Source organism: Reyranella massiliensis 521 (assembly GCF_000312425.1).
GTDB classification, from domain to species: domain Bacteria; phylum Pseudomonadota; class Alphaproteobacteria; order Reyranellales; family Reyranellaceae; genus Reyranella; species Reyranella massiliensis.
The window spans coordinates 5,045,022-5,068,392 of record NZ_HE997181.1 but is presented as its reverse complement, the minus strand read 5'-3'; the positions used below and the strand labels follow the sequence as shown (position 1 = coordinate 5,068,392).

Annotated in this window: 22 protein-coding genes and 1 pseudogene; 4 read left to right on the top strand and 19 right to left on the bottom strand. The window is 66.4% G+C overall.

What is annotated here, in order from left to right; translation table 11 throughout:
• Positions 1–38: 38 nt before the first annotated feature.
• Both BN60_RS31075 and BN60_RS24685 read right to left on the bottom strand, forming a co-directional pair.
• Positions 39–854 carry a hypothetical protein gene (locus tag BN60_RS31075; RefSeq protein WP_177324860.1) on the bottom strand — a complete coding sequence of 272 codons (816 nt, stop codon included), beginning with the start codon at positions 852–854 and terminating at the stop codon, positions 39–41.
• Entirely contained in the window at positions 752–1,186 is a 435-nt protein-coding gene (locus BN60_RS24685; RefSeq protein WP_020698857.1) for a hypothetical protein, read from the bottom strand. Before BN60_RS24685 ends, BN60_RS31075 begins: the two co-directional genes overlap by 103 nt.
• A gap of 144 nt (positions 1,187–1,330) precedes the next feature.
• Here BN60_RS24685 and BN60_RS31860 point away from each other — a divergent pair.
• Both BN60_RS31860 and BN60_RS24680 read left to right on the top strand, forming a co-directional pair.
• Positions 1,331–1,456: pseudogene (locus tag BN60_RS31860) on the top strand (zinc-ribbon domain-containing protein); the annotation flags it as partial.
• 18 nt (positions 1,457–1,474) lie between these two features.
• Positions 1,475–4,453 (top strand): ATP-binding protein, encoded by a 2,979-nt coding sequence (locus tag BN60_RS24680; RefSeq protein ID WP_020698856.1) that lies wholly within the window; start codon positions 1,475–1,477, stop codon positions 4,451–4,453.
• 9 nt (positions 4,454–4,462) lie between these two features.
• Here BN60_RS24680 and BN60_RS24675 read toward each other — a convergent pair whose 3' ends face one another.
• Positions 4,463–5,359 carry a hydrogen peroxide-inducible genes activator gene (locus tag BN60_RS24675; protein WP_020698855.1) on the bottom strand — a complete coding sequence of 299 codons (897 nt, stop codon included), beginning with the start codon at positions 5,357–5,359 and terminating at the stop codon, positions 4,463–4,465.
• 142 nt (positions 5,360–5,501) lie between these two features.
• Between BN60_RS24675 and ahpC the strand changes: the two genes are divergently transcribed.
• Together ahpC and ahpF are read left to right on the top strand one after the other, a co-directional pair.
• The gene (gene ahpC / locus BN60_RS24670) at positions 5,502–6,071 is read left to right on the top strand and encodes an alkyl hydroperoxide reductase subunit C (protein WP_020698854.1); all 570 of its coding nucleotides are present in this window, start codon (positions 5,502–5,504) and stop codon (positions 6,069–6,071) included.
• 75 nt (positions 6,072–6,146) lie between these two features.
• Entirely contained in the window at positions 6,147–7,727 is a 1,581-nt protein-coding gene (gene ahpF / locus BN60_RS24665) for an alkyl hydroperoxide reductase subunit F (protein ID WP_020698853.1), read from the top strand.
• Positions 7,728–7,799: 72 nt separating this feature from the next.
• On the opposite strand, the gene BN60_RS24660 is transcribed toward ahpF, so the two are convergent.
• The 16 genes from BN60_RS24660 to BN60_RS24590 form a co-directional block, all read right to left on the bottom strand.
• Positions 7,800–8,174: a nuclear transport factor 2 family protein gene (locus BN60_RS24660; protein ID WP_020698852.1), complete on the bottom strand. Its 375-nt coding sequence runs from the start codon at positions 8,172–8,174 to the stop codon at positions 7,800–7,802.
• An 86-nt stretch (positions 8,175–8,260) separates the two neighbouring features.
• Positions 8,261–10,891: a PAS domain-containing sensor histidine kinase gene (locus tag BN60_RS24655; protein ID WP_177324859.1), complete on the bottom strand. Its 2,631-nt coding sequence runs from the start codon at positions 10,889–10,891 to the stop codon at positions 8,261–8,263.
• Between the two features lie 170 nt (positions 10,892–11,061).
• Positions 11,062–11,433, bottom strand: coding sequence for a hypothetical protein (locus BN60_RS24650; RefSeq protein ID WP_020698850.1), 372 nt, complete (start codon positions 11,431–11,433; stop codon positions 11,062–11,064).
• Positions 11,434–11,488: 55 nt separating this feature from the next.
• Positions 11,489–12,760: a c-type cytochrome biogenesis protein CcmI gene (gene ccmI, locus BN60_RS24645; RefSeq protein ID WP_020698849.1), complete on the bottom strand. Its 1,272-nt coding sequence runs from the start codon at positions 12,758–12,760 to the stop codon at positions 11,489–11,491.
• A 5-nt stretch (positions 12,761–12,765) separates the two neighbouring features.
• Positions 12,766–13,215 (bottom strand): cytochrome c-type biogenesis protein, encoded by a 450-nt coding sequence (locus BN60_RS24640; protein ID WP_020698848.1) that lies wholly within the window; start codon positions 13,213–13,215, stop codon positions 12,766–12,768.
• Positions 13,212–13,748: a DsbE family thiol:disulfide interchange protein gene (locus tag BN60_RS24635; protein WP_020698847.1), complete on the bottom strand. Its 537-nt coding sequence runs from the start codon at positions 13,746–13,748 to the stop codon at positions 13,212–13,214. Before BN60_RS24635 ends, BN60_RS24640 begins: the two co-directional genes overlap by 4 nt.
• A 2-nt stretch (positions 13,749–13,750) precedes the next feature.
• Positions 13,751–15,709 carry a heme lyase CcmF/NrfE family subunit gene (locus tag BN60_RS24630; protein WP_020698846.1) on the bottom strand — a complete coding sequence of 653 codons (1,959 nt, stop codon included), beginning with the start codon at positions 15,707–15,709 and terminating at the stop codon, positions 13,751–13,753.
• Between the two features lie 28 nt (positions 15,710–15,737).
• Positions 15,738–16,172 carry a cytochrome c maturation protein CcmE gene (gene ccmE, locus BN60_RS24625; RefSeq protein WP_020698845.1) on the bottom strand — a complete coding sequence of 145 codons (435 nt, stop codon included), beginning with the start codon at positions 16,170–16,172 and terminating at the stop codon, positions 15,738–15,740.
• Entirely contained in the window at positions 16,169–16,309 is a 141-nt protein-coding gene (gene ccmD / locus BN60_RS30015; RefSeq protein WP_020698844.1) for a heme exporter protein CcmD, read from the bottom strand. Before ccmD ends, ccmE begins: the two co-directional genes overlap by 4 nt.
• Positions 16,306–17,040 carry a heme ABC transporter permease gene (locus BN60_RS24620; protein ID WP_020698843.1) on the bottom strand — a complete coding sequence of 245 codons (735 nt, stop codon included), beginning with the start codon at positions 17,038–17,040 and terminating at the stop codon, positions 16,306–16,308. The genes ccmD and BN60_RS24620 overlap by 4 nt, the downstream gene beginning before the upstream one ends.
• Positions 17,041–17,082: 42 nt before the next feature.
• A complete protein-coding gene (ccmB, locus tag BN60_RS24615) occupies positions 17,083–17,748 on the bottom strand; it encodes a heme exporter protein CcmB (RefSeq protein ID WP_020698842.1) in 666 nt (221 codons plus the stop codon).
• On the bottom strand, positions 17,745–18,365 hold the full coding sequence (gene ccmA, locus BN60_RS24610; RefSeq protein WP_020698841.1) for a heme ABC exporter ATP-binding protein CcmA: 621 nt from the start codon (positions 18,363–18,365) through the stop codon (positions 17,745–17,747). Before ccmA ends, ccmB begins: the two co-directional genes overlap by 4 nt.
• A gap of 345 nt (positions 18,366–18,710) precedes the next feature.
• Positions 18,711–19,892 (bottom strand): ABC transporter permease, encoded by a 1,182-nt coding sequence (locus BN60_RS24605; protein WP_020698840.1) that lies wholly within the window; start codon positions 19,890–19,892, stop codon positions 18,711–18,713.
• 7 nt (positions 19,893–19,899) lie between these two features.
• Positions 19,900–20,898 carry an ABC transporter permease gene (locus BN60_RS24600; protein WP_020698839.1) on the bottom strand — a complete coding sequence of 333 codons (999 nt, stop codon included), beginning with the start codon at positions 20,896–20,898 and terminating at the stop codon, positions 19,900–19,902.
• A gap of 2 nt (positions 20,899–20,900) precedes the next feature.
• Entirely contained in the window at positions 20,901–22,859 is a 1,959-nt protein-coding gene (locus BN60_RS24595; protein ID WP_020698838.1) for an ABC transporter ATP-binding protein, read from the bottom strand.
• Complete coding sequence (locus BN60_RS24590; RefSeq protein WP_020698837.1) at positions 22,856–23,362, bottom strand: hypothetical protein; 507 nt, start codon at positions 23,360–23,362, stop codon at positions 22,856–22,858. The genes BN60_RS24595 and BN60_RS24590 overlap by 4 nt, the downstream gene beginning before the upstream one ends.
• Positions 23,363–23,371: the final 9 nt, after the last annotated feature.

Below are 23,371 nucleotides of genomic sequence, written 5' to 3'. Positions count from 1 at the left end.
GGCCGGGCATTCGATGCCCAGCCCGCACATCTCAACTGTCAGGATTTCTTCTTCTTTGCCGCCGTCTTTCTGGTGGCTTTCCTCTTGGCGGCCTTCTTCTTCGTCACCTTCCTCTTTGCCGCCTTCTTGGCTGCCTTCTTCTTGGCTGTCTTCTTCTTGGCGGCGTAGTTGCCGGCCACAATTCTGGCCCTCGCCATATTCGGCGCGAAAGGATCTTCGTCAGGCGGATCCTCGCCACCCGAGCCCGGATCGTCTTCCTCGGTACCGTCGGTTTCAGGCGTCTGCAGGACGATCAGGGTGATGTACTTGGCGGGGTCCTGCGGCAGAGGGATGGCATTGGCCACCACACGCAGATCCGTTCCCGTCACGGCGGCGAACTTGATCGACTGACAGTCCACTCCCAGCAGCGCGGTCTTGATGTACCTCTTGATGTCTTCGGCGGCATCGGGTCCGCCGCCGGGAGCACTGTTCGCCTTGGTGTGCAGGACTTTGAGGAAGCCCCACCATCGCTTTGATTTGGGCGTGGCGGGCCCACCCGAATCGCCCCAGATACGCATGCGTCGCGCGATCTTGTGCAGTTTGAGTCCCGCGGTGCCCGCGTCGAAGCGCTTCAGGCGCGCGGGCGTCGTTCGAATTTTGTTGATGCCGCTGTTCGGACCCGTGTCGCTGAACTTGAAATCCAGCCTGGAGACAATCCTCTGGATCTGCTTGTCGTTGAGCCAAAGTCCCATCGTCTGATCCCCCGCTCGAACTATGAACGCGCGACTCTCATTGCCTCGCGACGGCCGACGGTCGCGTAGCGACGGCCGAGCGATCTGCCAAAGACGGTCCGCAAGCCGCCGGTCGCGGCCCATTCGTCGGCGCGCTCCTCGGAGCTCAACCAGAAGTAATGAGGATGGGCGGGAGCGCCGCCCAGATGGTGTCCGGTTTCGTGCGCCATCACCCAGGCGATGCCCGCGACCGAGAGACGGCGATGCCGTGCGAGACCGCCGTAGAGGCGAATCCGTTTCCGGCCATCCAGCACGAAGGCCTGCGCGTTGCATGTCGACGACGTCCAGAGGATGTCGAAACGGATGTCGGGGAAGCGCGCGGCGAAGCGCCCGACGATCCCTTCGACCCGGGTGCGATGCCTATAATCCAGTAAAGATCGTAAATTACGCTTCGGCGTTACTGAGCCCAGGATCATGCCAAGGTCTCCACCGATCGATGCCGGACCTTAGGGCGAGGTCAGGAGAGAGTCTACAATCTCGACGATTCTCCAATGAGACTCCCTTCCTGGCGAAAGGCCCGCTAAGCTAGACTTGCGCTGCACCACCGTCGGGGGAAGACGATGCGTTGCACGAGTTGTGAAGCCGACAACACAGCGGACAGCCGTTTCTGCATCTCCTGCGGTGCGGCCCTTGGGCAGTTGTGCCCGGCGTGCAATCACCTCAATGCTGCAACCGCCCGGTACTGCACCCAGTGCGGCACGGCCGTGCAGCGCTCGCCGACGGCCGCTTCCCACAACACCTTCACCATTCGGGGCGAGCTGAAGCAGATCACCGTGCTGTTCGCCGACGTCTTCGGCTCGACGGAATTGATCGAAGCGCTCGACCCCGAGGAAGCCGACCGTCGTCTTGCCCCCTGCATCGAGACGATGAAAGAGGCCGTGCATCGCTTCGACGGTACCGTCGTCAAGATTCAGGGCGATGGCGTCATGGCGCTGTTCGGTGCGCCCAACCCGCAGGAAGATCATGCCGTGCGCGCCTGCTGCGCCGCCCTGGCTATGCAGGCCGCTTTCAGAGCCTTGCCGGCAGAGGCGCCGCCCGTCCGGGTCGGCATACACTCGGGCGAGGTGCTGGCGCGGGTGATCGCCAACGATTTCTCCAACGAGTTCGATGCGACCGGCCTCACGGTGCATATCGCCAATCGCCTGCAGAACCTGGCGCCTCCCGGCGGCATCGCGCTCTCGTCGGCGACTCTGCGCGGCGCCCGTCAGTTCGTATCCGTCGAGTCGCTCGGCACGCAGCCGATTCGCGGCCTTTCGGCGCCACTCGAGATCTTCCTGCTGACCGGCCTGCGGCGCGGCCCCAACAGCCAGCGGTTCAGCAACGAGATCGGCCGCTCGGAATTCGTCGGACGCGACACCGAGATGGCGGTGCTCGAACGTGGCCTGGAACGGGCCGACGAAGGCGACGGATGCGCGGTCGGCCTGGTGGCCGACGCCGGTATCGGCAAGAGCCGGCTCTGTTTCGAATTCACCGAACGCTGCCGCGCACGCGGCATCCGCGTGCTCGAAGGCCTCGCGCTCGCGCACAGTCGCGCGACCCCCTTCGAGCCGGTCATCGACGTGATGAAGGCTCTCTTCGAGATGACGCCGGACGACGAACCGGAACGGGCCCGCGAGAAGATCATCACGGTGCTGCAGTCGCTGGGTGTCGACCTCGGCGCCGACCTGGCACTGCTGTTCGATTTCCTGGGCGTTGCCGATCCGGCCACGAAGCTCTCCCGCGCCGATCCGGTCGTGCGGCGCGAACGGCTGAACGGCCTGTTCCGCCGGCTCATTCGCACCGCCGGCGCAACGACGCCCGCCGTCATCCTGCTCGAGGATTTGCACTTCCTCGATTCCGGCAGCGAATCGCTTCTCGAGGTATTGGCCGAGTCGCTGCCCGGCACGCGCATCCTGCTCGTGGTCAACTTTCGCCCCGGCTATGCCGCGGCCTGGATGCATGGCGACCACTACGACCAGGTCTCGCTGGCGCCGTTGCGGCGAGGAGCGGCAGATCAACTGGCGGCACAACTTCTCGGCGACGACGAATCGGTGGCGCCATTGCTGTCGTTGATGGCCGACCGCGCCCGCGGCAATCCGCTGTTCATCGAGGAACTGGTGCGCAAGTTCGAGGAGAGTGGCGACCTCGTGGGCGAACGTGGCGTCTATCGATTGCGCCGATCGCCCGACATGCGGCTGGTGCCCGACACGGTGCAGGCGATCATTGGCGCGCGCATCGATGGGCAACCGGAGGCCGAGAAGTCGATCCTGCAGACAGCCGCGGTCATCGGCCGCGAATTCGCCCTGCCCGTGCTGGCGCGGCTGGTCGGGGGGCTCGCCTCCCAACTCGGCAATGTGATGCATCGCCTGGCCAGCGCCGGCCTGGTCTACGAGGCCGGCGCCGGCGGCGACGACCTCTACGCCTTCCGGCATCCGATGGTCCAGGACGTCGCCTATCACTCGCTGCTTTCCGAGAAGCGCCGCAACTTGCATGCCGCCGTGGCCGCCGAACTCGAGAAGACCCTGCCCGATCCCAACGGCGCCCAGGCAGGCTTCATCGCCTATCACTGGGAGGAGGCCGGCAACCCGCTGCAGGCCGCCTCGTACAGCATGAAGGCGGGAACCTGGCACGGCACGCGCGACGCCGCCCAAGCCCTGCAGGCCTGGAAGCGCGCGCATCGTCTGTTGAGCGGCCTGTCCCTGCAGGGGCAGCAGCGGTATCCGCTGCTGATGGCCAGCGGTCAGATCGTGAACCTCGCCTGGCGCGAAGGGCTGACGGCCGTCGATATCGAGCCTTACTACACCGAGGCCCTGACGATCGCCCGCGAGCTGGGCGACATGCGGGCCATCACGCTGCTGACGGCGGCATATGGCCGGGTCCTGGCGGCCAGCGGCTCAGCCGAGGACTATGTAGCCACCGTCGACGACGTGCTAGCGACGGTCGACGACAGTGTGCGCAACGCCAGCCTGCGCGTCGTCCTGACGGCGATCCTGTGCCACGCCCTCAGGCTGTCGGGAAGCCTGTCGCGCGCGCTCGAAGCCAACGATCGCGCCTTGGCGCGCGTGAAGGACATCGACGACATCGATCAGCAGACGCTGGGCTTCAGTATCGCCATCTGGATCAACGGCATGCGCGCCCAGATCCTTGCCATGATGGGACGGTTCGACGAGGCGAGGCCGCTGCTCGACGCACTGATCGCAGCCGACGAGACGACGGTGGACGTGTTGCACAGGCTGCTGGCCCACGCGACCCAGTGCGACATCGCGTGGGCGCTGGGCGATCTGGAGTTGCTCGACTTTCACAGCAAGCAGGCGCTGCAGCTCGCGGAGCGCAGCGGCAATCCCTACCTGTTGGTCTACGGCAAGGGCTATGCCGGGCTGGCACAGGCCATACGCGGCGCCCATTCCGACGCGACGACGACGCTCAGCGATGCTCTGGCCTACGCGCGCCGCCGCAATGCCGGGCTGGAGAACGAAGCGCGCCTGCTGGCCGATCTCGCCCATGTCCAGCTCCGCGCCGGCCTCGTCGATCGCGCGCGCGACACCGCCGAGGAAGCAGCCGCGGTGGCACGCCGGCGCGGTGCGAAGGTCTGGCTGGCCTACAGCGAGTGGCTGATCGGCGGCCCGGCGTCGGCGTCTTTCAACAGTCTGGTCGAAGCGACGGGCGCCGAGCTGCTGCGACGTCTCTCGCATCCGCGCGCGTAGAGCGTCCCTCTACAGGAACAGACGAAGCGCCTCGCCCAACCGACGAAAGGTTTCTTTGCGCGCGGAGGTGCGCCGCCAGACAAGTCCGATACGGCGATGCTGAGTGCCGTCTGCCATCGGCCGCACCGTGACGTCGAGGCCTCTAACGATGCCGGCGTCCAGCGCCATCTGCGGCATCAGGGTGACGCCCAACCCGTTGGCGACCATCTGCACAAGCGTGTGCAGGCTGGTCCCGTTGAAGGCGGTGTTGCGCCGCGCGCTTTCGAGTTCGCAGGCCGCCAGCGCCTGGTCGCGCAGGCAGTGGCCATCCTCCAGCAGCAGCAGGTTCTCGCGCGCGATGTCGGCGGGCGTCGCCGCGCCGGTCGCCGGCAGGCGATGATCCGCGGGATAGACGACGGAGAAGCGATCCTCGCCGAGATCCATGACCTCGAGATCGCCCAGCGCATAGGGCAGGGCCAGCAGCACGGCATCGAGTTCGCCGGCATCCAGCCGTTCGAGCAGCCGCGCGGTCTGGTCCTCGCGCAGGTAGAGCTGCAGCTTGGGAAAGGTCTCGCGTAACCGAGGCAGGGCGCGTGGCAGCAGGAAGGGGCCCACGGTCGGGATGACGCCGAGACGCAGCGGCCCGGCCATGGGCTCGCGCGCCGCCTGCGCCACGTCCATCAGTTCCTCGGCACCCTTCAGCAGGTCGCGCGACCGATCCGCCACGTCGCGGCCCAGCGCCGTGGGGACGACCGTACGTTTGGTGCGCTCCAACAGGGGAGCGCCCAACAGGTCTTCCAGCTCCTGGATGCCGGCGCTCAGGGTCGACTGGCTGACGTTGCAGGCCGCCGCCGCCTGGCCGAAATGGCAACGGTCGACCACGGCAACCAGATACCGCAATTGCCGCAAGGTCGGGACGGCCCTCATGGTTAGCATATAATCGCTTTTTCCGATTAATCAATTCGGTATTTTGCGGTTTGATAAATATTAGAACGATCCTAAGTATTAGTCCGACGCCGGGTTCAGCCGTCGCCCTCCCGGCGCGACCGAACACTCAAGGAGTACCGATATGTCTCTGATCAACACCGAAATTAAGCCATTCAAGGCGACCGCCTATCAGAAGGGCAAGTTCGTCGACGTGACCGACGCCAACCTCAAGGGGAAGGGCAAGTGGTCTGTCGTGTTCTTCTACCCGGCCGACTTCACTTTCGTCTGCCCGACCGAACTCGAGGACTTGGCCGACAACTATGCCGAGTTCAAGAAGCTGGGCGTCGAGATCTACAGCGTCTCGACCGACACCCACTTCAGCCACAAGGCCTGGCACGACACCTCGGACGCCATCAAGAAGATCGACTACGTGATGGTCGGTGACCCGACCGGCACGATCACCCGCAACTTCGGCGTGATGATCGAGGAAGCCGGCCTCGCGGACCGCGGCACCTTCGTCGTCGACCCCGAGGGCAAGATCCAGATCGTCGAGATCACCGCAGGCGGCATCGGCCGCGACGCCAAGGAGCTGCTGCGCAAGATCAAGGCCGCCCAGTACGTCGCCGCCCATCCGGGCGAAGTCTGCCCCGCCGCCTGGAAGGAAGGCGAGAAGACCCTGGCCCCGAGCCTCGACCTGGTCGGCAAGATCTAACGACGGCATCTCACCCAACCTCTCCCCCGATGGCGGGGGAGAGGATCGTGACCAGATTTTTTCCGGAGTACCTTCATGTTGGACGCCAACCTCAAGACACAGTTGCAGGGATATCTCGAGCGCCTGACGCAGCCGGTGGAGCTGGTGGCGTCTCTCGACGACAGCGCCAAGTCGCGCGAGCTGCAGGAACTGCTGGAAGAGATCGCCACGCTCTCCGACAAGGTGACTTGCGTGCGCCGCGACGACGACGCGCGCCGACCCTCCTTCGCCATCGTCCGCGCGGGTACCGACATCTCCGTGCGCTTCGCCGGCCTGCCGATGGGCCATGAATTCACGTCTCTTGTGCTGGCGCTGCTGCAGGTCGGCGGTCATCCCAGCAAGGAGACGCAGGAGACGATCGCCCGCATCCAGGGTCTGGAGGGTGAGCGGACGTTCGAGACCTATTTCTCGCTCTCCTGCCAGAACTGCCCCGACGTGGTGCAGGCGCTGAACCTGATGAGCGTACTCAATCCCAAGATCCGCCACACCGCGATCGACGGCGCGCTGTTCCAGGACGAGGTCGAGAAGCGTGGCGTGATGGCCGTGCCCTCTGTGTTCCTGAACGGCGAACCTTTCGCGCAGGGTCGCATGAGCCTGGAGCAGATCCTGGCCAAGCTCGACACCGGAGCAAGCGAGCGCGCCGCCGAAGAGATCGCGGCCAAGGCGGCCTTCGACGTGCTGGTCATCGGCGGCGGCCCGGCGGGCGCCGCGGCGGCGATTTATGCCGCTCGCAAGGGCATCCGTACCGGCGTCGCCTCCGAGCGCTTCGGCGGCCAGGTGCTGGACACGATGGGCATCGAGAACTTCATTTCCGTTTCCCATACCGAGGGTCCGAAGATGGCCGCGGCGCTGGAGAGCCACGTGAAGGACTACGAGGTCGATGTGATGGACCTGCAGACCGCCACGAAGCTGATCCCGGCCTCGCAGCCCGGCGGGCTGGCCGAGGTGCAGCTCAAGAACGGCGCCAGCCTCAAGGCGCGCACCGTGGTGCTCTCGCCCGGCGCACGCTGGAGACAGATGAACGTTCCGGGCGAGGCCGAATATCGCAACAAGGGCGTGGCCTACTGCCCGCACTGCGATGGCCCGCTGTTCAAGGGCAAGCGGGTGGCGGTGATCGGCGGCGGCAACTCCGGCGTCGAGGCGGCAATCGACCTCGCGGGCATCGTGGCGCACGTCACCTTGATCGAGTTCGACAGCCAGCTGCGGGCCGACGCGGTGCTGCAGGCCAAGCTCGCCTCGCTGTCCAACGTCACGACGCTCGTCTCCGCGCAGACGACGGAAGTGCATGGCGACGGCGCCAAGGTGACGGGCCTCTCCTACAAGGACCGGCAAAGCGGCGAGACGAAGCAGGTCGAGCTGGACGGCATCTTCGTGCAGATCGGCCTGGTGCCCAACACCGAATGGCTGAAGGGCGCTATCGCGCTCAGTCCGCGCGGCGAGATCGAGGTCGACGCCCGCGGCGCCACCTCCGCCACCGGCGTGTTCGCTGCCGGCGATGCGACGACCGTGCCCTACAAGCAGATCGTCATCGCCATGGGCGAAGGGGCGAAGGCCGCGCTGTCGGCGTTCGACTACCTGATCCGCAACGAGCCGGTGAACCTCGCCAAGGCCGCCTAGAGGCCGCCGCACCGATCGAAGGAAAGGAAGGCGCGGCCTCGGTCGAGACCGCGCCTCCTACTGTTCGGACGATCAGCCCGGCATCTTGTCGATGAACCCGACCACCGAGGCGAGCCGGCCATCCGGCGCCAGCGTGCAGAAGTCGACACCCTCGACGACCGCCGGCCCCGCCGCCGGCCCCAGCGACCAGGTGAAGCGCAGCGCGCCGTTGTGGTGGTCGACCTTGGACGTCCGCTTCAGCACGAAGCCCGGAAACTTCGCCTGAACCCCCGCCAGCATGGCATCGATCCCGCCGGGACCGTCGCCCGCCATCACCGGATCGCGATAGGTCGCCTTTTCGGCAAAGGACCTGGCAACAGCCGCACCGCGACGGCCGGCATCGGTCTCGTTCCAGGCCGCGACGTAGGTCTCGACGACGGCATCGGGCGACGAAGGGAAGTTCGACATGGCTTGCTCCTTGGGATGGTTTGTCCGCGAAGGAGATAAGCGCGAGACCGGGCCGCCGGCGATTTCCTGGGAGGTAATCGGCAGGACTAGGTCGACACGGGTTGCGCGACGGCCTCGGTCGAGCCGGGCGCCGCCTCCGGCAGCATCACCGTGAACCTGGCCCCGCCTTCCGGCTTGTTCGCGGCGACAATGGAGCCACCCATTTCCTCGACGATGCGCTGGCAGACGGCAAGGCCCAGGCCAGTGCCCTTGGTGCGCGGCTTGGTCGTGACGAACATCTCGAACAGGCGCGGCAGGACGTCGGCGGCGATGCCGGGGCCGTTATCGTCGACAGTTATGCGCACGGCGTTGCCGCGCGGCGTCGGCACAGCGCGCGCGGTAACGGTGATCACCATGTCGCGACGCAGCCCCTCGGGATCGCTCTCGACGAGAGCGTCGCGGGCATTGTTGATCAAATTGATCATCACCTGCTCCAGCCGGCCGACATGACCCAGCACCAATGGCAGGTCGTCTGCCTGGTCCAGGGTGAGCGCGATGCCGGCATGACGTGCAGGCGCAGCCGTGAGATCGACGGCACTGGCCAGCGCCCCACGCACATCGAACGCCGCAGGCTTCTCTGCAGCCGTAGCCCGCGAGAAGGCTCGCAGCTCGCTGGTGATGCGCACCATGCGATCCACCTGCTTCAGGACACGCTCGAACTTGGCGGCAACGGGCGCTGGTTCGACCGAACGGCGGGCAAGCGTTGCGGCTTCCAGATCTTCCAGCGCGGATTCGGCGGCGAGCGTGATCACTTGCAGCGGCTGGTTGACCTCATGGATCACTGTGGCGGCGATGGTGCCGACGCTCTTCAGGCGCTCGGCGTCGAACAAGGCACGCTCGGTCTCGCGGCGCACCGTGTCGTCGACGCCCACGAAAACGATCTGACGCACCAGGCCTTCGGCGTTCAGCACTGGTCTGGCGGTGACTTCGACCACGCGTTCCCGACCCTCGGCATCCACCACCGTGAGCGTGCCGCGCGCGGCCGTCAGCGCCTTCTCGGTCCACGACCGATCGAGCCAGCCCGCCAGGATGAAGGGATCGATCGGTCGGGCGAAGACCGTGTGCAGCGAACGGCCGACGGCCTGCTCGGACGAAAGCCCGCTGAAAACCGAGAATTCGTGGTTCACCATCAGAATGTCGAGGTTGCGGTCGGTCAGCACGACCAGCGCTGCACTCGAGTCGATGATCGAGCGCAGGCGGGCGCGTTCCTGCTCCAGCCGGCGCGCCAACCGCACCTCGCCGTCGACATCGCGAACGACGCCGCTGACGATCGCCGTGCCATCGTCGCGCACGAGCCGGCGATAGCGGGCTTCGACGTAGCGCACCACATTCGCACCCTCGGCGCTCGCCTGCAGGACACGGAAGCCGATCTGGTGCACCTCGCCCTCGCCGCTGTGCAGCTCCCGACGTACGGCGTCGCGCAGCAGCTCGCGATCCTCGGCATGGACATGGTTGAGCAGTACCGTACCCACCATTTCGGCGGCCGGCAGGCCGAACAGGTCGGCGGCGGCGGCACTCACGAAGATCAGCGCGCCACTTGCGATATCGACTTCGAAGACCACATCGGCAAGCGACTCGACGAGACGCTGATACTCCCGGCGAGCCTTGTCGCTTTGCAGCTGCAGCGTCTTGATATGCGTGACGTCGATGCGCAGGCCGACGGTACGGTCGGAAGCCGTCTTCTTCTCCGACCATTCGTACCAACGGCCATTGGGCATCCGCTGCGTCTGCGGCATGCCTTTGGCACGAAAACGTTGCAGCCAGACCTGCACCCTCTCGCGTTGCTGCGCAGGATCTCCACCACGCGCTGCGGCCGCGCGCGCGGCCAGTTCGGTATAGGTCAGACCGATCGCGTCGGGTGCTGTCAGCACCGAGCTGATCTCGCGGGCGGCGGCGTTGAAAAGCATCAGCCGTTCCTCGCTGTCGTACACGGTGAGACCAGCGGGCAGCGCCTCGATGGTTTCCGAAAGGAGCGCCTCGGCCTCCCTCGCCTGGGTGTAGAGGGCATGGCGCTCCAGCGCGGCGCGTCCCACCAGCAGCAGCAGCACCAGACCCGACGCGATGAAGCCGAGCGTGCTGAGCGCCAGCACGGCCAGGGCCGTCTGATAACGTTCGATCACGCGGTCGATGACGGTTTCGAGCTCCGTTGCGACCACTGTGCCGGCCCGGTTCAGCTCGGCGTGGGCCACCAGGACGCGGTGCATTTCGTCGTGGCCGAACAGCGGAGGGTCTTCGGCCAGGATCGGGGCCAGCACTTCGCGCAGTAGCCAGGCATCGGTGCAGACCACGCCGCCGGGCAGAAGGCATTTGCGGTTGAGCTGCGCGTCGAAGCTCCGCCAGGCATCGCGCAGCGCCGGTAAGGCATGCACGGAATGACGGCCGCCGTCGGTATAGGCCTGCACGGCGTAAACGAGCTCCCCGCCGACATGAACGAGTTCGAGCACTTCGGCCGACTTGCGACGTGCCGCCACCGTTTCGTTTTGGTGCAGCGCAAGCCAGAGATACAGGAAGGAGGCGAGGCAGCAGACAAGGAAGAGCAGCGCCGCACCCGTCGCCCAGGCGACACCGATGGTGCCCAGCCCGCGGCGGACCAGCATCGGAAAGGAACGCAGCAACCCCGTCAGCGACAGCGGTCGCGGACGCGACGCCGTCCCTGGACGGGAACCCACATCGGACATGTCGACGAAGCCTTTTACAGCAAACGGCGCTTCGGTGCTGCCCCAACGCGGCCGGCGATATCGGCCAAAGCCATGACATCGCCGTGGGGAGTGCCGTCGCATGCGACACCATCGGCTCCGGTTGGGGGGGGGGATCTGCCCGGTCTGCGCGCCGACGCGACGAGAAGGGCCTATGCCGGCAGGCTCTCGATCCAGCGACGCCCTTTTTCCAGATCGGTGAAGAGGCGCATCGGCCGGTCCGCGGTGGCGAGAATGCCGAGCGTTCGCGAGATCGGCTCCGCGTGTGTTTCGGATACGATGAGCGCCAGCGCGCCGACAGGGCCGCGCCGGTGGTAGCCGCGGAACAGGGTGCCGACGGCCAGCATGTCGTTGTGATCCATGGCGGGCCGGCCGTGACGGGCATCGAACAGCTTGCGCCAGGCCACGGCGCCGCCGCCGTCCACAGCCTTGAGATAGGCTTCGACGTCGGAGCGGGTGCAATCGCCCTCAACCGTCGCCGTGACCAGTCGCGTTCGCGAGTCGATGATCCAATGAAGCGGCATCTCTTCCAGTTCTCGCCCTGTCACGACACGCCCGGGGTGTCCGGGCAGGCCGCCCTTACTTCTCGGTTTCCTTGATCCGCTCTTCGAGCATCGGGCGGATCGGCGCGTCGGCCGGCAGCAGGGCCAGCAACGTCTTCCAGCGGCGCGCCGCCGCCGGCTTGTCGCCCGCGGCAAAGGCAGCCGCACCGAGATAGAACAGCGCCAGCGCATTGCGTGGCTCGACTTTCTCCAACCGCTCCAGCACCTGCACCGCATCGGCCGAAGGCGGCGTGCCCGGCGTGATCTGCCGCACATGCGCCTCGGCCCAGTCGGCCAAAATGCGCGCATCGACCGGCCCCAACGTGTCCGCCTGGCGATAGGCGGCGGCGGCGCGGGGATTGTCGCCCAACACCTTCCAGGCATTGGCCAGCCGCAGCCAGCCCGCACGGTCTTGCGGGTTCTGTTCGAGACGCGCGGCCAGCCCTTCGACCATGGAACGGATCGCCTGTTCGCGATCAGCAGGCGCGAGGGCCGCCATCGCCTCCTGCTGTTCGCGGCTGGGCTGCGGCATGGCCGAGGGAGGTGCGGCCGGCGCCGAGGGCACCTCGATGCCAGCTGCTTTGGCGACCCTTGCGATCTCGGCGCGCAGCAGGCCGAGCCAGGGCGCATCGGGAGGGCTGTTGGCTTCGAGCTTCTGCCAGCGGGTGATCGCGGCGCGGCTGTTGCCGCTCTGCGCCTCGTGCAGGCCGAGATAGTATTGAGCCCGCGGATCGTCGGGCAGCTTCTGCAGTGCTTTGGTGAAGGCTTGCACTGCCGGTTGGGTGACGATGCCCTCGGCTTCGAGAGTGAGCCCTTCGCCCAGCGCGGCCAGCGCCTCGGCGTCCTCGGGATCCTGCGCAAGCTTTGCCCGCGCGTCGGCCAGCAGGCGCAAGACGTCGAGGGGACGGTCGGAGTCCTGACCTGCGATCTGGCTGCGGTCGAAGGGTGCGGACGGCAGACCCGGTCGGCCCATCTGCAAGTAGACGCCCAACGCCAGCAGCGGCACCAGCAGCGAGAGAGCCGGCGGAAGAAACTTGTGCAGCCTCGGAGCGGCAGACGATGCACCGACTTTTTCCGCTGCTGCACCGGCGGCCAGGATGCGCCGCTCGATCTCGACCCGAGCGGCCGTCGCATCGGACTCGCTCACCGCGCCTGCCGCCCGCTCGCGCTCCAGTTCGGCAAGCTGATCGCGATAGATCGCGAGTTCGCCGCTCAGCCGGTCGCGATGATCGACGCGCGTCTTCAGCAGCGGCCCGAGCAGCGCGCCGACAGTCGCCGTGGTGAGGAGAGCGAGCAGGAACTCCAGCAACGCCGCTATCCCTTCAGCAACGAGTCGAGACGGCGCTGCTCCTCGTCGCTCAACGGTTGGGGCGCCACGACCGCCTTGCGCCGGCGTGCCGCAAGCAGCAGGGCGCTGCCGGCAATCAACAGCACCAGCGGGGCGCCGAGCCAGAGAATGAGCGTGCGCGCCTTGAAGGGTGGATTGAGCAGCACGTAGTCGCCATAGCGCGCCACCATGAAGTCGAACACGGCGGCATCGTTGTCGCCGGCGACCAGCCGCTCGCGCACAGCGCGGCGCATGTCGCGCGCGACCTCGGCATTCGAGTCGTCGATCGACTGGTTCTGGCAGACGACGCAGCGCAAGGCCCGGCCGATCTCGCGCGCGCGGGTTTCCAGCGCAGGATCGGGCAGGACCTCCGAGGGATCGACCGCGAAGGCCGGGAAAGCGAACACCAGCAGCAGAAGGGCGAGGACGGCTTTCATTTCGCGCCCTTCAATGCCGGCAGGATGCGCTCGTTGAGATCGCGTTCGGTGATCGGGCCACGGAAATGCAGCCGCACGATGCCCTGGCCATCGACGAGGTAGGTCTCGGGCACGCCGGAAAGACCCCAGTCGAGGCCGGTGCGGCCTTCGAGATCGAGGCCGGCATACTTGAACGGATCGCCCAGGCGCTTCAGCCACTTCAGCGCATCGTCACGCTTGTTCTTCCAGGCAATGCCGATGATGGTCGCGCCGTCGCGCTCGGCAAGCCGCGTGAACAGCGGATGCTCGGCGAGGCAGGGCGTGCACCAGCTCGCAAAGAAATTGACCAGCACGGGCTTGCCGGACTTCAGCAGCGCATCCGTCAGCGCCGGCTCGCCTTCGCGCAAAGCAACAAGGTCGAGCTTGGGTGCCGGCCGGCCCACCATCACCGAACCGATCGACGCAGGATCGCGGCCCGAGGTCAGCGACCAGGCGAAGAACCCGGCCATCAGGGCCAAAGTCAGCAACGGCAGGATAAAGATTGCGCGGCGCATCGCTATTCGGCGGGCTGCGCGGCCGGGCGGCGTGTCTTGCTGCTGCGCGGCGCGCCGATCCTCAGTCGCCGATCCGACAACGAAACGAAGCCGCCGAACGCCATGAAGGCCGCGCCCAGCCAGATCCACGGCGCGAGCGGGTTGAGATAGAGGCGGATCACCCAGCCCTGGCTGGGATCGCCCTCACCCAGGGTCGCATAGAAGTCGCGCAGGAAGTTGGTCTGGATGGCCGTCTCGGCGACCTGGCGGCGCTGCACCGTAAACAGCCGGCGCTCTGGTTGGAGCACGGTGTAGGGCTTGCCGCCGACGGTGACGTTGAGCGTGGCCCGCTCGGCGACGTAGTTGGGGCCCTGCACCTGGTCGATCCTGTCGAGCTGGACGGCATAGCCTGCAAAGGAAAGGCGGTCGCCAGGCTTCATGGTCTGCATCACCTCGGTGTGCCAGGCGGACGTCGCGACCGACCCCAGCACCACGATGCCCAGCGAAGCGTGCGCGATGACCATGCCGAGCGTCGCCCGCGGCGTGGTGCGCAAGGTGCCCTGCTTGAGGCGATCCGCCAGCGCCCACAGGCTGCCGACGATCAGCCAGACGCCGAAGCCGAAGGCCAGTGCGGCGAGCGTGCTGCGGCTGTCGATCATCGTCATGGCGATCAACGCGGCCGCCAGAGCCACGACAAAGGCCACGCGGAGCCTCATCAAGGCCGGCCAGAGTTCGGCGCGCTTCCAGCCCAGGAACGGGCCGACACAGAGGGCCGCGAACAACGGCGCGCAGATCGGTACGAAGGTGGCGTTGAAGAAGGGCGGACCGACCGAGACCTTGTCTCCGGTCAACAGGTCGAGGAACAGCGGATAGAGCGTCCCCAGCAGCACGGTGACCGTCAGGGTGCAGAGCAGCAGGTTGTTCAGGATCAGCCCGCCTTCGCGACTGATCGGCTGGAACAGGCCGCCGCCCTGAAGCTGAGGCGCGCGCCAGGCGTAGAGCGCGAGACCGCCGCCCGTCACCGTCAGCAGGAAGCCGAGGATGTAGAGGCCGCGCGCCGGGTCCTGTGCGAAGGCATGCACCGACGTCAGCACGCCGGAACGCACCAGGAAGGTGCCCAGCAGCGACAGCGAGAAGGCGAGGATCGCCAGCAGCACCGTCCAGCTCTTCAGCGCATCGCGCTTCTCCACGACGATGGCGGAGTGCAGCAACGCCGTACCGGCAAGCCAGGGCATCAGCGACGCATTCTCGACCGGATCCCAGAACCAGAAGCCGCCCCAGCCGAGGATGTAATAGGCCCACCAGCTTCCCAGCGCGATGCCGAGGGTCAGGAAGCACCAGGCCGCAAGCGTCCACGGCCGCACCCAGCGCGCCCAGGCCGCATCGACACGGCCCTCGAGGAGCGCGGCGACGGCGAAGGCATAGGTAACGGAGAAGCCGACATAGCCCAGGTAGAGCAGCGGCGGATGGAAAGCGAGACCGGGGTCCTGCAGCAGCGGATTGAGGCCATTGCCGTCGGCCGGCGCGGGAAAGACGCGCTCGAAGGGGTTCGAGGTGAACAGCAGGAACGCGAGGAAGCCGACTCCGATCAACGCCTGGATGGCCAGCACGCGGCTGCGCAGGGTGTCGGGCAGGCCTGCGCCGAAGACCGCGACCGCCGCACCGAACAGCGCGAGGATCAGCGCCCACAGGAGCATCGAGCCCTCGTGGTTCCCCCACACGCCGGAGATCTTGTAGAGCAGCGGCTTGGCGGAGTGCGAATTGGCGACGACGTTGGCCACGGAGAAGTCGGACGTCACATAGGCCTGCGTCAGCGCGCCGAATGCCAGGACGACCAGGAACGCCTGTGTCAGCGCCGCCGTCCGACCCAGCGCCATCAGCCGGTCGTCGTTCCGCGACGCGCCGATCAGCGGCACGGTTCCCTGAACCAATGCCACGGCCAGCGCCAGGATCAGCGCGAAGTGGCCGAGCTCCGCTACCACGAGGCACCAACGTAAATGATGCGGAGCATCATTTACGTTCCTTCCACTGTCCCGCTTCCTTGATCGCCTTCGCGACTTCGGGAGGCATGTAGTTCTCGTCGTGCTTGGCCAGGACCTCGCGCGCGGTGAAGACGCCGTCGCTGCCGAGGGCGCCTTCGGCAATCACGCCCTGCCCCTCGCGAAACAGATCGGGAAGGATGCCGCGATAGACGACGGCGATCGTCTTGTTCGTGTCGGTGACCGTGAAACGCACGACCTGGCCGTCCTTCTGGACGCTGCCCGCTTCGACCAGGCCACCCAGACGGAAGCGACGGTCCGGCCCGAGGCTCTTCTCGGCAACCTGCGTCGGCGAATAGAAGAAGACGAGATTGTCGTTCAGCGCCGACAGCACGAGAGCGGCCGCGACGCCCAGCGTCCCGAGCGACCCGATCAACAACCAGAGGCGGCGGCGTTTGGGTGTCATCGCTTTCTGTCCAATCCGCGCGCCGCCAACTCACGACGCACTTTGCTTCGCGCGCTCAACGAGGCGATGACCAGCCCGCCCAGAATAGCGAAAGCCGCCAGATAGGAGGCGAGGATGAAGGCCGCGTGGTTGCTCATGCCGCTGCTTCCTCTTCCTGCACGGCGGCATTCTCAAGGCGGCGCCGGTCGATCTCCGTCTCTGTCCGCACCAGCACCAGGAAGATGAACAGAAAGAGCAGCGACACCGCCATCCAGATGAGCGGAATCAGGATCGAATTGTGGATCGCGGGCGCATCGAGACGCGTCACCGACGCCGGCTGGTGCAGGGTGTTCCACCAATCGACGGAGAACTTGATGATCGGCAGGTTGATGACGCCGACCAGCGCCAGGATGGCGGCGGAACGATCGCCGCGCTCCGGCTCGTCGTAGGCGCGGCTCAAGGCGATATGGCCGAGATAGAGGAAGAAGAGCAGGAGCATCGACGTCAGCCGCGCATCCCACACCCAGTAAGTGCCCCACATCGGCCGTCCCCACAGGGAGCCGGTGAGCAGGCACACGGCCGCAAAGCTCGCCCCCACGGGTGCGGCCGCCCGCGCCATCAGGGCGGCGAGCGGATGACGCCACACCAGCAGCGAAGCGCCGAGGCCGGCCAGCAGCGCATAGCCTCCCATCGACAGCCAGGCGGAGGGCACGTGCAGGAACATGATGCGCACGGTCTGGCCCTGCTGGTAGTCCACCGGGGCCACGAAGAACGCCATGTAGAGGCCAAAGGCCAGCATCAGCACCGTGGCGAAGCCGAGGCCCGGCAGCACGCGCTGGCTGAAGCGGCGGAAGCGCGCGGGGTTGGCGAGGAAATGCAGGTCGGCCATGGCTTTGTCCCGCCCTTGTTTCTGGCTTGGCTGGTCTTTTGTCTATTCCCCGGCTTGCCGCAAGGCCGCGGCAATCGCCCACGGGGTCGTCGCCAGCGCGACCAGCGCCAGCGCCCCCAGGATCGCAAGATGGGTCCAAAGTCCCTCGCCCGCCGCCAGGGTTTCGACGGCGCCGGCGCCGAAAATCAGGGTTGGCACGCAGAGCGGCAACGCCAGGAGGGCCAATAGAGCGCCGGATTTGCGCGCCCCGAGCGTCAGGGCCGCCGCCAGCCCGCCAATCAACGACAGGGTCGGCGTGCCGATCAGCAGGGTTCCAAACAGGGCCAGCAGACTGTCGCCATCGAGCCCGAAGGCGACGCCCAGCACTGGCGCCAGGAGGCTGAGGGGCAGGCCGGTCACGATCCAGTGAGAGGTGCATTTCGCGAGCGCCGCCAGCTCGAGCGGCCACGGCGCCAGCAGCAGGAGATCGAGCGTGCCGTCCTCATAGTCGGCCGCGAACAGCCGTTCGAGCGACAGCAGCGCCGCGAACAGCGCCGCGCACCAGAGCACGCCTGCCGCAATGCGCTGCAGGGTGTTGGTCTCCGGTCCGATGCCCAGAGGAAAGAGCACGACCGCCACGACGAAGAAGGCCAGCACGACGCCGACATCGCCGGGACGCCGCCAGACGAGGCGCAAGTCTCGCGCCAGCAAGGCCGTGAAACCGTTCATGCGCGCCCCAGCTCCAAGGTTCGGGCGCCGTTCACACCCAGCTCCGCATGGGTAGCGGCAATGGCAAGCCCGCCGGCGGCGAGATGTCTTTGCAGAGCGGCGCGAAAAGCCTGCTGCGCCGGCACGTCCAGCGCGTTCAGCGGCTCGTCGAGCAGCCAGAGCGGGGCCGCGGACAGGACGATCCGCGCCAGCGCCGTACGGCGGCGCTGGCCGGCCGACAACGTCCGCACCGCCCGGCCTGCGAGTGCGCCGAGATCGAAGGCAAGCAGGGCCCCATCGAGATTGTCCGCCGAGCCGCCGCGCAACCGCTCGGCGACGAGCAGGTTCTCGGCCACCGACAGATCGCCCTTCAGTCCGTCGAGGTGGCCGAGCCATGCGAGCCTGCCGCGCCAGGCCTCGGGATCGTCGGCCACATCGGCGCCACACCATCGCACCGTGCCGGCATCGGGCCGGACCAGGCCCGCCAGGGCCCGCAGCAGAGTGGTCTTGCCGCTGCCGTTGCGACCGGTCAGCGCCAGTAGTTCGCCTTCGCCCAGTCCGAAGGACAGGCGATCGAACACGCGCCTGCCGCCGCGCCGGCAGGCCAGACCATCGATTTCGAGGGAGGGAGGCGCCATGACGCGCCGTGGTAGCACGGGGAAAAGAAAAAGGCCGTCATCTCGGGGGAGAGTGAGATGACGGCCTAAGCGCCTCCGAAGAGGCTAGAACGTGGCTTTGGGGGGACCACGTTCGGGGGAGATACAAGAGGAAGATGGAACCCCCCCATGGCGGTCGCTAGACCCAAATGGGGCAAGACTGTGATTTTTTAATCACACTCGCTGCGATGGGAAATGTAGGGAAAAAGACAGGAATCTCAAGGCATTGAGGATTCGGCTCGCCCCAACCTGCATCCATTCGGCAGTGCGGGCCCTCCGGGACCGATTGCGGCCCCCAGCCGTCCGCCACGCCTGCGTGCACCGCACTCAGGCGTAAGGATCCGCAGCGTCCCTCATGCCGTCGCCCATGAACTGATAGGCCAGGATCACCAGAATCACCGGCACCACCGGCAGCATCAGCCACCAGTTTACCGCAACGACGTTGATGTCGGTCGCCTCGTTCAACAGCACGCCCCACGACGTGATGGGCGGTCGCAGGCCGAGGCCCAGGAAGGAGAGCGCCGTTTCCGCCAGGATCATCGAGGGGATCGACAGCGTGGCCGAAGCGATGAGATGGCTCATGAAGCCCGGCAGCAGATGACGGCCGATGATGCGGGCCGGCTTGGCGCCCATCATCTGGGCGGCCGCCGCATAGTCCTCCTCGCGCAGGGACAGGAGCTTGGAGCGTACCGCGCGGCCGAGGCCCGGCCAGTCGAGCAGCGCCAGGATCAGCGTGATGCCAAAATAGATCAGCAGCGGCGACCAGGTGACGGGCAATGCCGCCGACAGCGCCAGCCACAGCGGCAGATGCGGGAAGCTCTTGATGATCTCGGTGATGCGCTGCACGACGCTGTCGACCCAACCGCCATAGTAACCGGCGAGCCCTCCCAGTATGAGCGCAAGAGCAAAGGAGAGCGAAATGCCGATGATGCCGATGGTGAGGGAGATTCGCGCCGCGTAGACGATGCGACTGAACATGTCGCGCCCCAGCCGGTCGGTCCCCAGCCAGAAGAACGTCCCGTCCTCCGGCGGACAGACGAGGTGGAAGCGGCCTTCGATCAGGCCCCAGAATTCGTAGCGCTCGCCGAGACAGAAGAAGCGCAGCTGCTGCGGCTTGGTCGTATCGGGCGAATAGACCCGCTGCAGGGTCGCCGGATCGCGTTCCATCTTCAGGCCGTAGACGAACGGCCCCATGAACCTGCCCTCGTGGAAGAGATGCACGGATTGGGGGGCTGCGAAGATGTAGCGCGAATTGCGCGTGTGCAGGTCGTAGGGCGCGATCCACTCGCTGATGAGCGTGGAAAAGTACATCAGCGCCAGGAAAATCGCGGAGACGACGGCCGGCCGGTGGCGGCGGAAGCGCCACCACATCAGCTTCCACTGGCCCGCCATGTAGTAGCGTTCCTGCTCCTTGGTCAGGCGCTCGGAGACGTAGGGATCCCACGGCTCCTGGCTGACGAAGTGCGGCGTGCGGCGCGGCGGGTTGGAATTGGGGGTGATATCGGTCATGTCCGGCTCACTTCTCCGAAGTCGCGCCGAAGCGGATACGCGGGTCGAGAGCGGCCAGCGCCAGGTCCGAAATCAGCATGCCGATCACGGTGAGAGCCGCCACGAACAGCAGGAAGGTGGCCGCGAGGTTGACGTCCTGGGTCTTGAGCGCGCCCAGCAGCATCGGGCCGGTCGTGGGAAGCGACAGCACGACCGAGACGATGACCGACCCCGAAATGACGTCGGGCAACAGGCCGCCGATGTCGGCCACGAACGGGTTCAGCGAATGGCGCAGCGGGTATTTCACCAGGAGCTTCATGGGAGGCAGGCCCTTGGCGCGGCCGGTGACGACATATTGCTTCTGCAGTTCGTCGAGCAGATTGGCGCGCAGGCGGCGGATCATGCCGGCGGTCCCCGACATGCCGATCACGATCACCGGAATGATCAGATGCTGCATGACCGACACGACCTTGCCCCAGCTCAGCGGCTTGTCGATGTACTCGGGATCCATCAGGCCGCCGATCGACAGTCCGAAATAGACCTTGCCGACGTAGAGCAGCACCAGCGCCAGCAGGAAGTTCGGGATGGCGAGCCCGATGAAGCCGATGAAGGAGGCGACATAGTCGCCGAGCTTGTACTGGTGCGTGGCGGCATAGGTGCCGATCAGGAAGGACACGATCCAGATGAAGGCGATCGTGCTGGTTTCCATGATGATGGTGAGCGTCAGCCGCTCGCCGATCAGGTCGGCCACCGGCACGGTATCCTGGCAGGACAGGCCGAAATCCCAGCGGAAGATGCCGCTGACCCAGCTCAGATAGCGCTGCCAGAGTGGCATATTGAGGCCGTAAAGCTCGCGCAGCTCGTCGGCGCGCTGATGCGCATCGGCGTCGCCGCGCGCCAGCAACTCGTCGATCTGCGAGGAAACGCAGTCGCCCGGCGGCAGGTCGATGATGAAGTAGACGAGCGCGCTGATCACGAACAGGGTCGGGATCATCAGCAGCACGCGGCGGACGATGAAGCGCAACATGCTCAGGCTCCTCCGCGCGCCATGCGGACATAATGGCCGGGCTCGGCCTCGGTCCAGAAGAGGGGCGCCTTGCCGTCGTCGCGGAATGGCGCCGGCCAGACGGTGGGATCGGAGGCCTTGCCTTCCATCAGGGCGCCGAGATCGAGGCGCGCGTCGGGATCGGGCATCGGCACTGCCGTAAGTAGGGCCTTGGTGTAGGGATGCATGGGATTGCGGAACAGCTCGCCGGCCGGCGCCAGTTCGACCAGGCGGCCGGCGCACATCACCGCGATCCGGTCGGCGATATAGTCGACGACGGCGAGGTTGTGGCTGATGAAAAGATAAGTGAGGCCGAGCTGCTTCTGCAGGTCCTTGAGGAGATTGAGAATCTGGGCCTGGATCGAGACGTCGAGCGCCGACACCGGCTCGTCGCAGATCACCATGTCGGGCCTGAGCGCCAGTGCACGGGCAATGCCGATGCGCTGGCGCTGGCCGCCGGAGAAGGAATGCGGATAGCGGCTGAGATGCCGGCGATCGAGCCCCACCATCTCCATCAGTTCGGACACCATCTCGCGACGATAGGCATCGTCGCCGATGCCGTGGATGACCAGCGGCTCGACCAGGATGTCGTAGACGGTCATACGCGGGTTCAGCGAGCCGAACGGATCCTGGAAGATGAACTGCAGCTTGGTGCGGAAGCGGTTCAGCTCCTCGCCCTCGAGCTTCAGCACGTCGGTCTTGCGGCCCCAATCGTCGAACACGACGCGGCCGACCTCGCCCCTTCCGTCTGGCGTCGAATCTGCCGAGATGCCGCGCATCAGCATCTTGCTGAGCGTGGTCTTGCCGCAGCCCGATTCGCCCACCAGCCCCAGACATTCGCCGCGTTTGACGTCGAAGCTGACATCGTTGACGGCATGGACCGTGCGCGTGGTGCCGCCGCCCATCATCGATTCGAGAAAGGTATCGGCCTTGCGGATGCGGAAGGTCTTGGAGACGTGCCGCACCTTGAGAACAGGCGCCTCGGGATTGAAGGTCGCGGTCGGCGCCTGGGCGGGCTTCTCCTTCAGGAGATGGCCGGTCGTGCCCTTGATCTCGCGGATCGGCACCAGCCGCTCGCCCGGCGCCATGTCGAAGCGCGGCACGGCATGCAGCAGGGCTTTGAGATAGGGATGCTGCGGATCGCGGAAGATGTCGTGCAGGTCGCCCGATTCGACGACCTTGCCGCGATACATGACGACGACATCGTCGGCGACGTTGGCGACCACCCCGAGATCGTGGGTGATCATCAGCAGCGCCATGCCGAGTTCCTTCTGCAGGTCCTTGATGAGCTGCAGGATCTGGGCCTGGATGGTGACGTCGAGCGCCGTCGTGGGTTCGTCGGCGATCAGCAGCGCCGGCCGGCAGACCAGCGCCATGGCGATCATCGCGCGCTGGCGCAGGCCGCCCGACAGTTCGAAAGGATAGGTCCTGAGCGCGCGCTTGGGATCGGGGAAGCCGACCATACGCAACATGGCGAGCGTCAGTTCGTCGACCTCGGAACGGCTGAGCTTGCGGCCGTTCGCGTCGGCGCCATTCTGGCTGCCAATCGGCACACCGTGCAGTTCGACGGCCTCGCCGATCTGGTCGCCCACCGTATGCAGCGCCGACAACGAGGTCATCGGCTCCTGGAAGATGATCGAGATCTGTCCGCCGCGGATGCGCCGCATGGCCGGGCCGGCGCGGTCGAGCTTGGCGATGTCGACGATACCTTCCTTTACGCGCGGATCCTGGAACAGGATCGAACCGGATGGAATCCTCGCGGTACGCGGCAGCAGGCCCATGATCGCCTGGCTGCAGACCGACTTGCCGGAACCGGATTCACCGACCAGCGCCACGGTACCGCCAGGCGGGATGGCGAAGGAAACCTTGTCGACCGCCCGCAAGATGCCTTCGTGGACGCCGAATTCGACGGTCAGGTCCTCGACGCGCAGCAGATCTTTCATACCGATTCTTCCTGACCCGCCACCACGATCCCCATCGCCCGCAAATTCGCGCGTGTCGCGTCACTCAACGTCACCCCCGTCGCCTCGGCTGCACGTGCCGCCCGCTCGACAATATCGTGAAAGCCGTCGAGGGAGGAATCGACCTTTATCAGCCGCCCGTTCGTCGAGCCGATGGCGAGCTGCATCCAGCCGTCCGACCGATCGCGTTTGGTCGAGAAATAACTGAGCTTCATCCGGTCGAGACGGCTCCATTCGACCAGCGTGCCGGCAGGGCCATCGGCACAGAGCGTGTCGGGCCCCAACACATAGCGGGTGCGATGTCGAAGCGCCGTGCGCAGGAGAAACAATGCGAAGAGCGCGAAACCGGCGCCCAGGATCGCGGCCAGCCAATAGTTGACTTCGAGCAGCAGAAGCGGCGCACCGCACAGCAGCACGCCGATGCCGGCGCGCGCATAGTCCGCCATGATTGTCGGGCGCGGATAGCGCAGATCGGCAGAACTCACCCGCGCTCC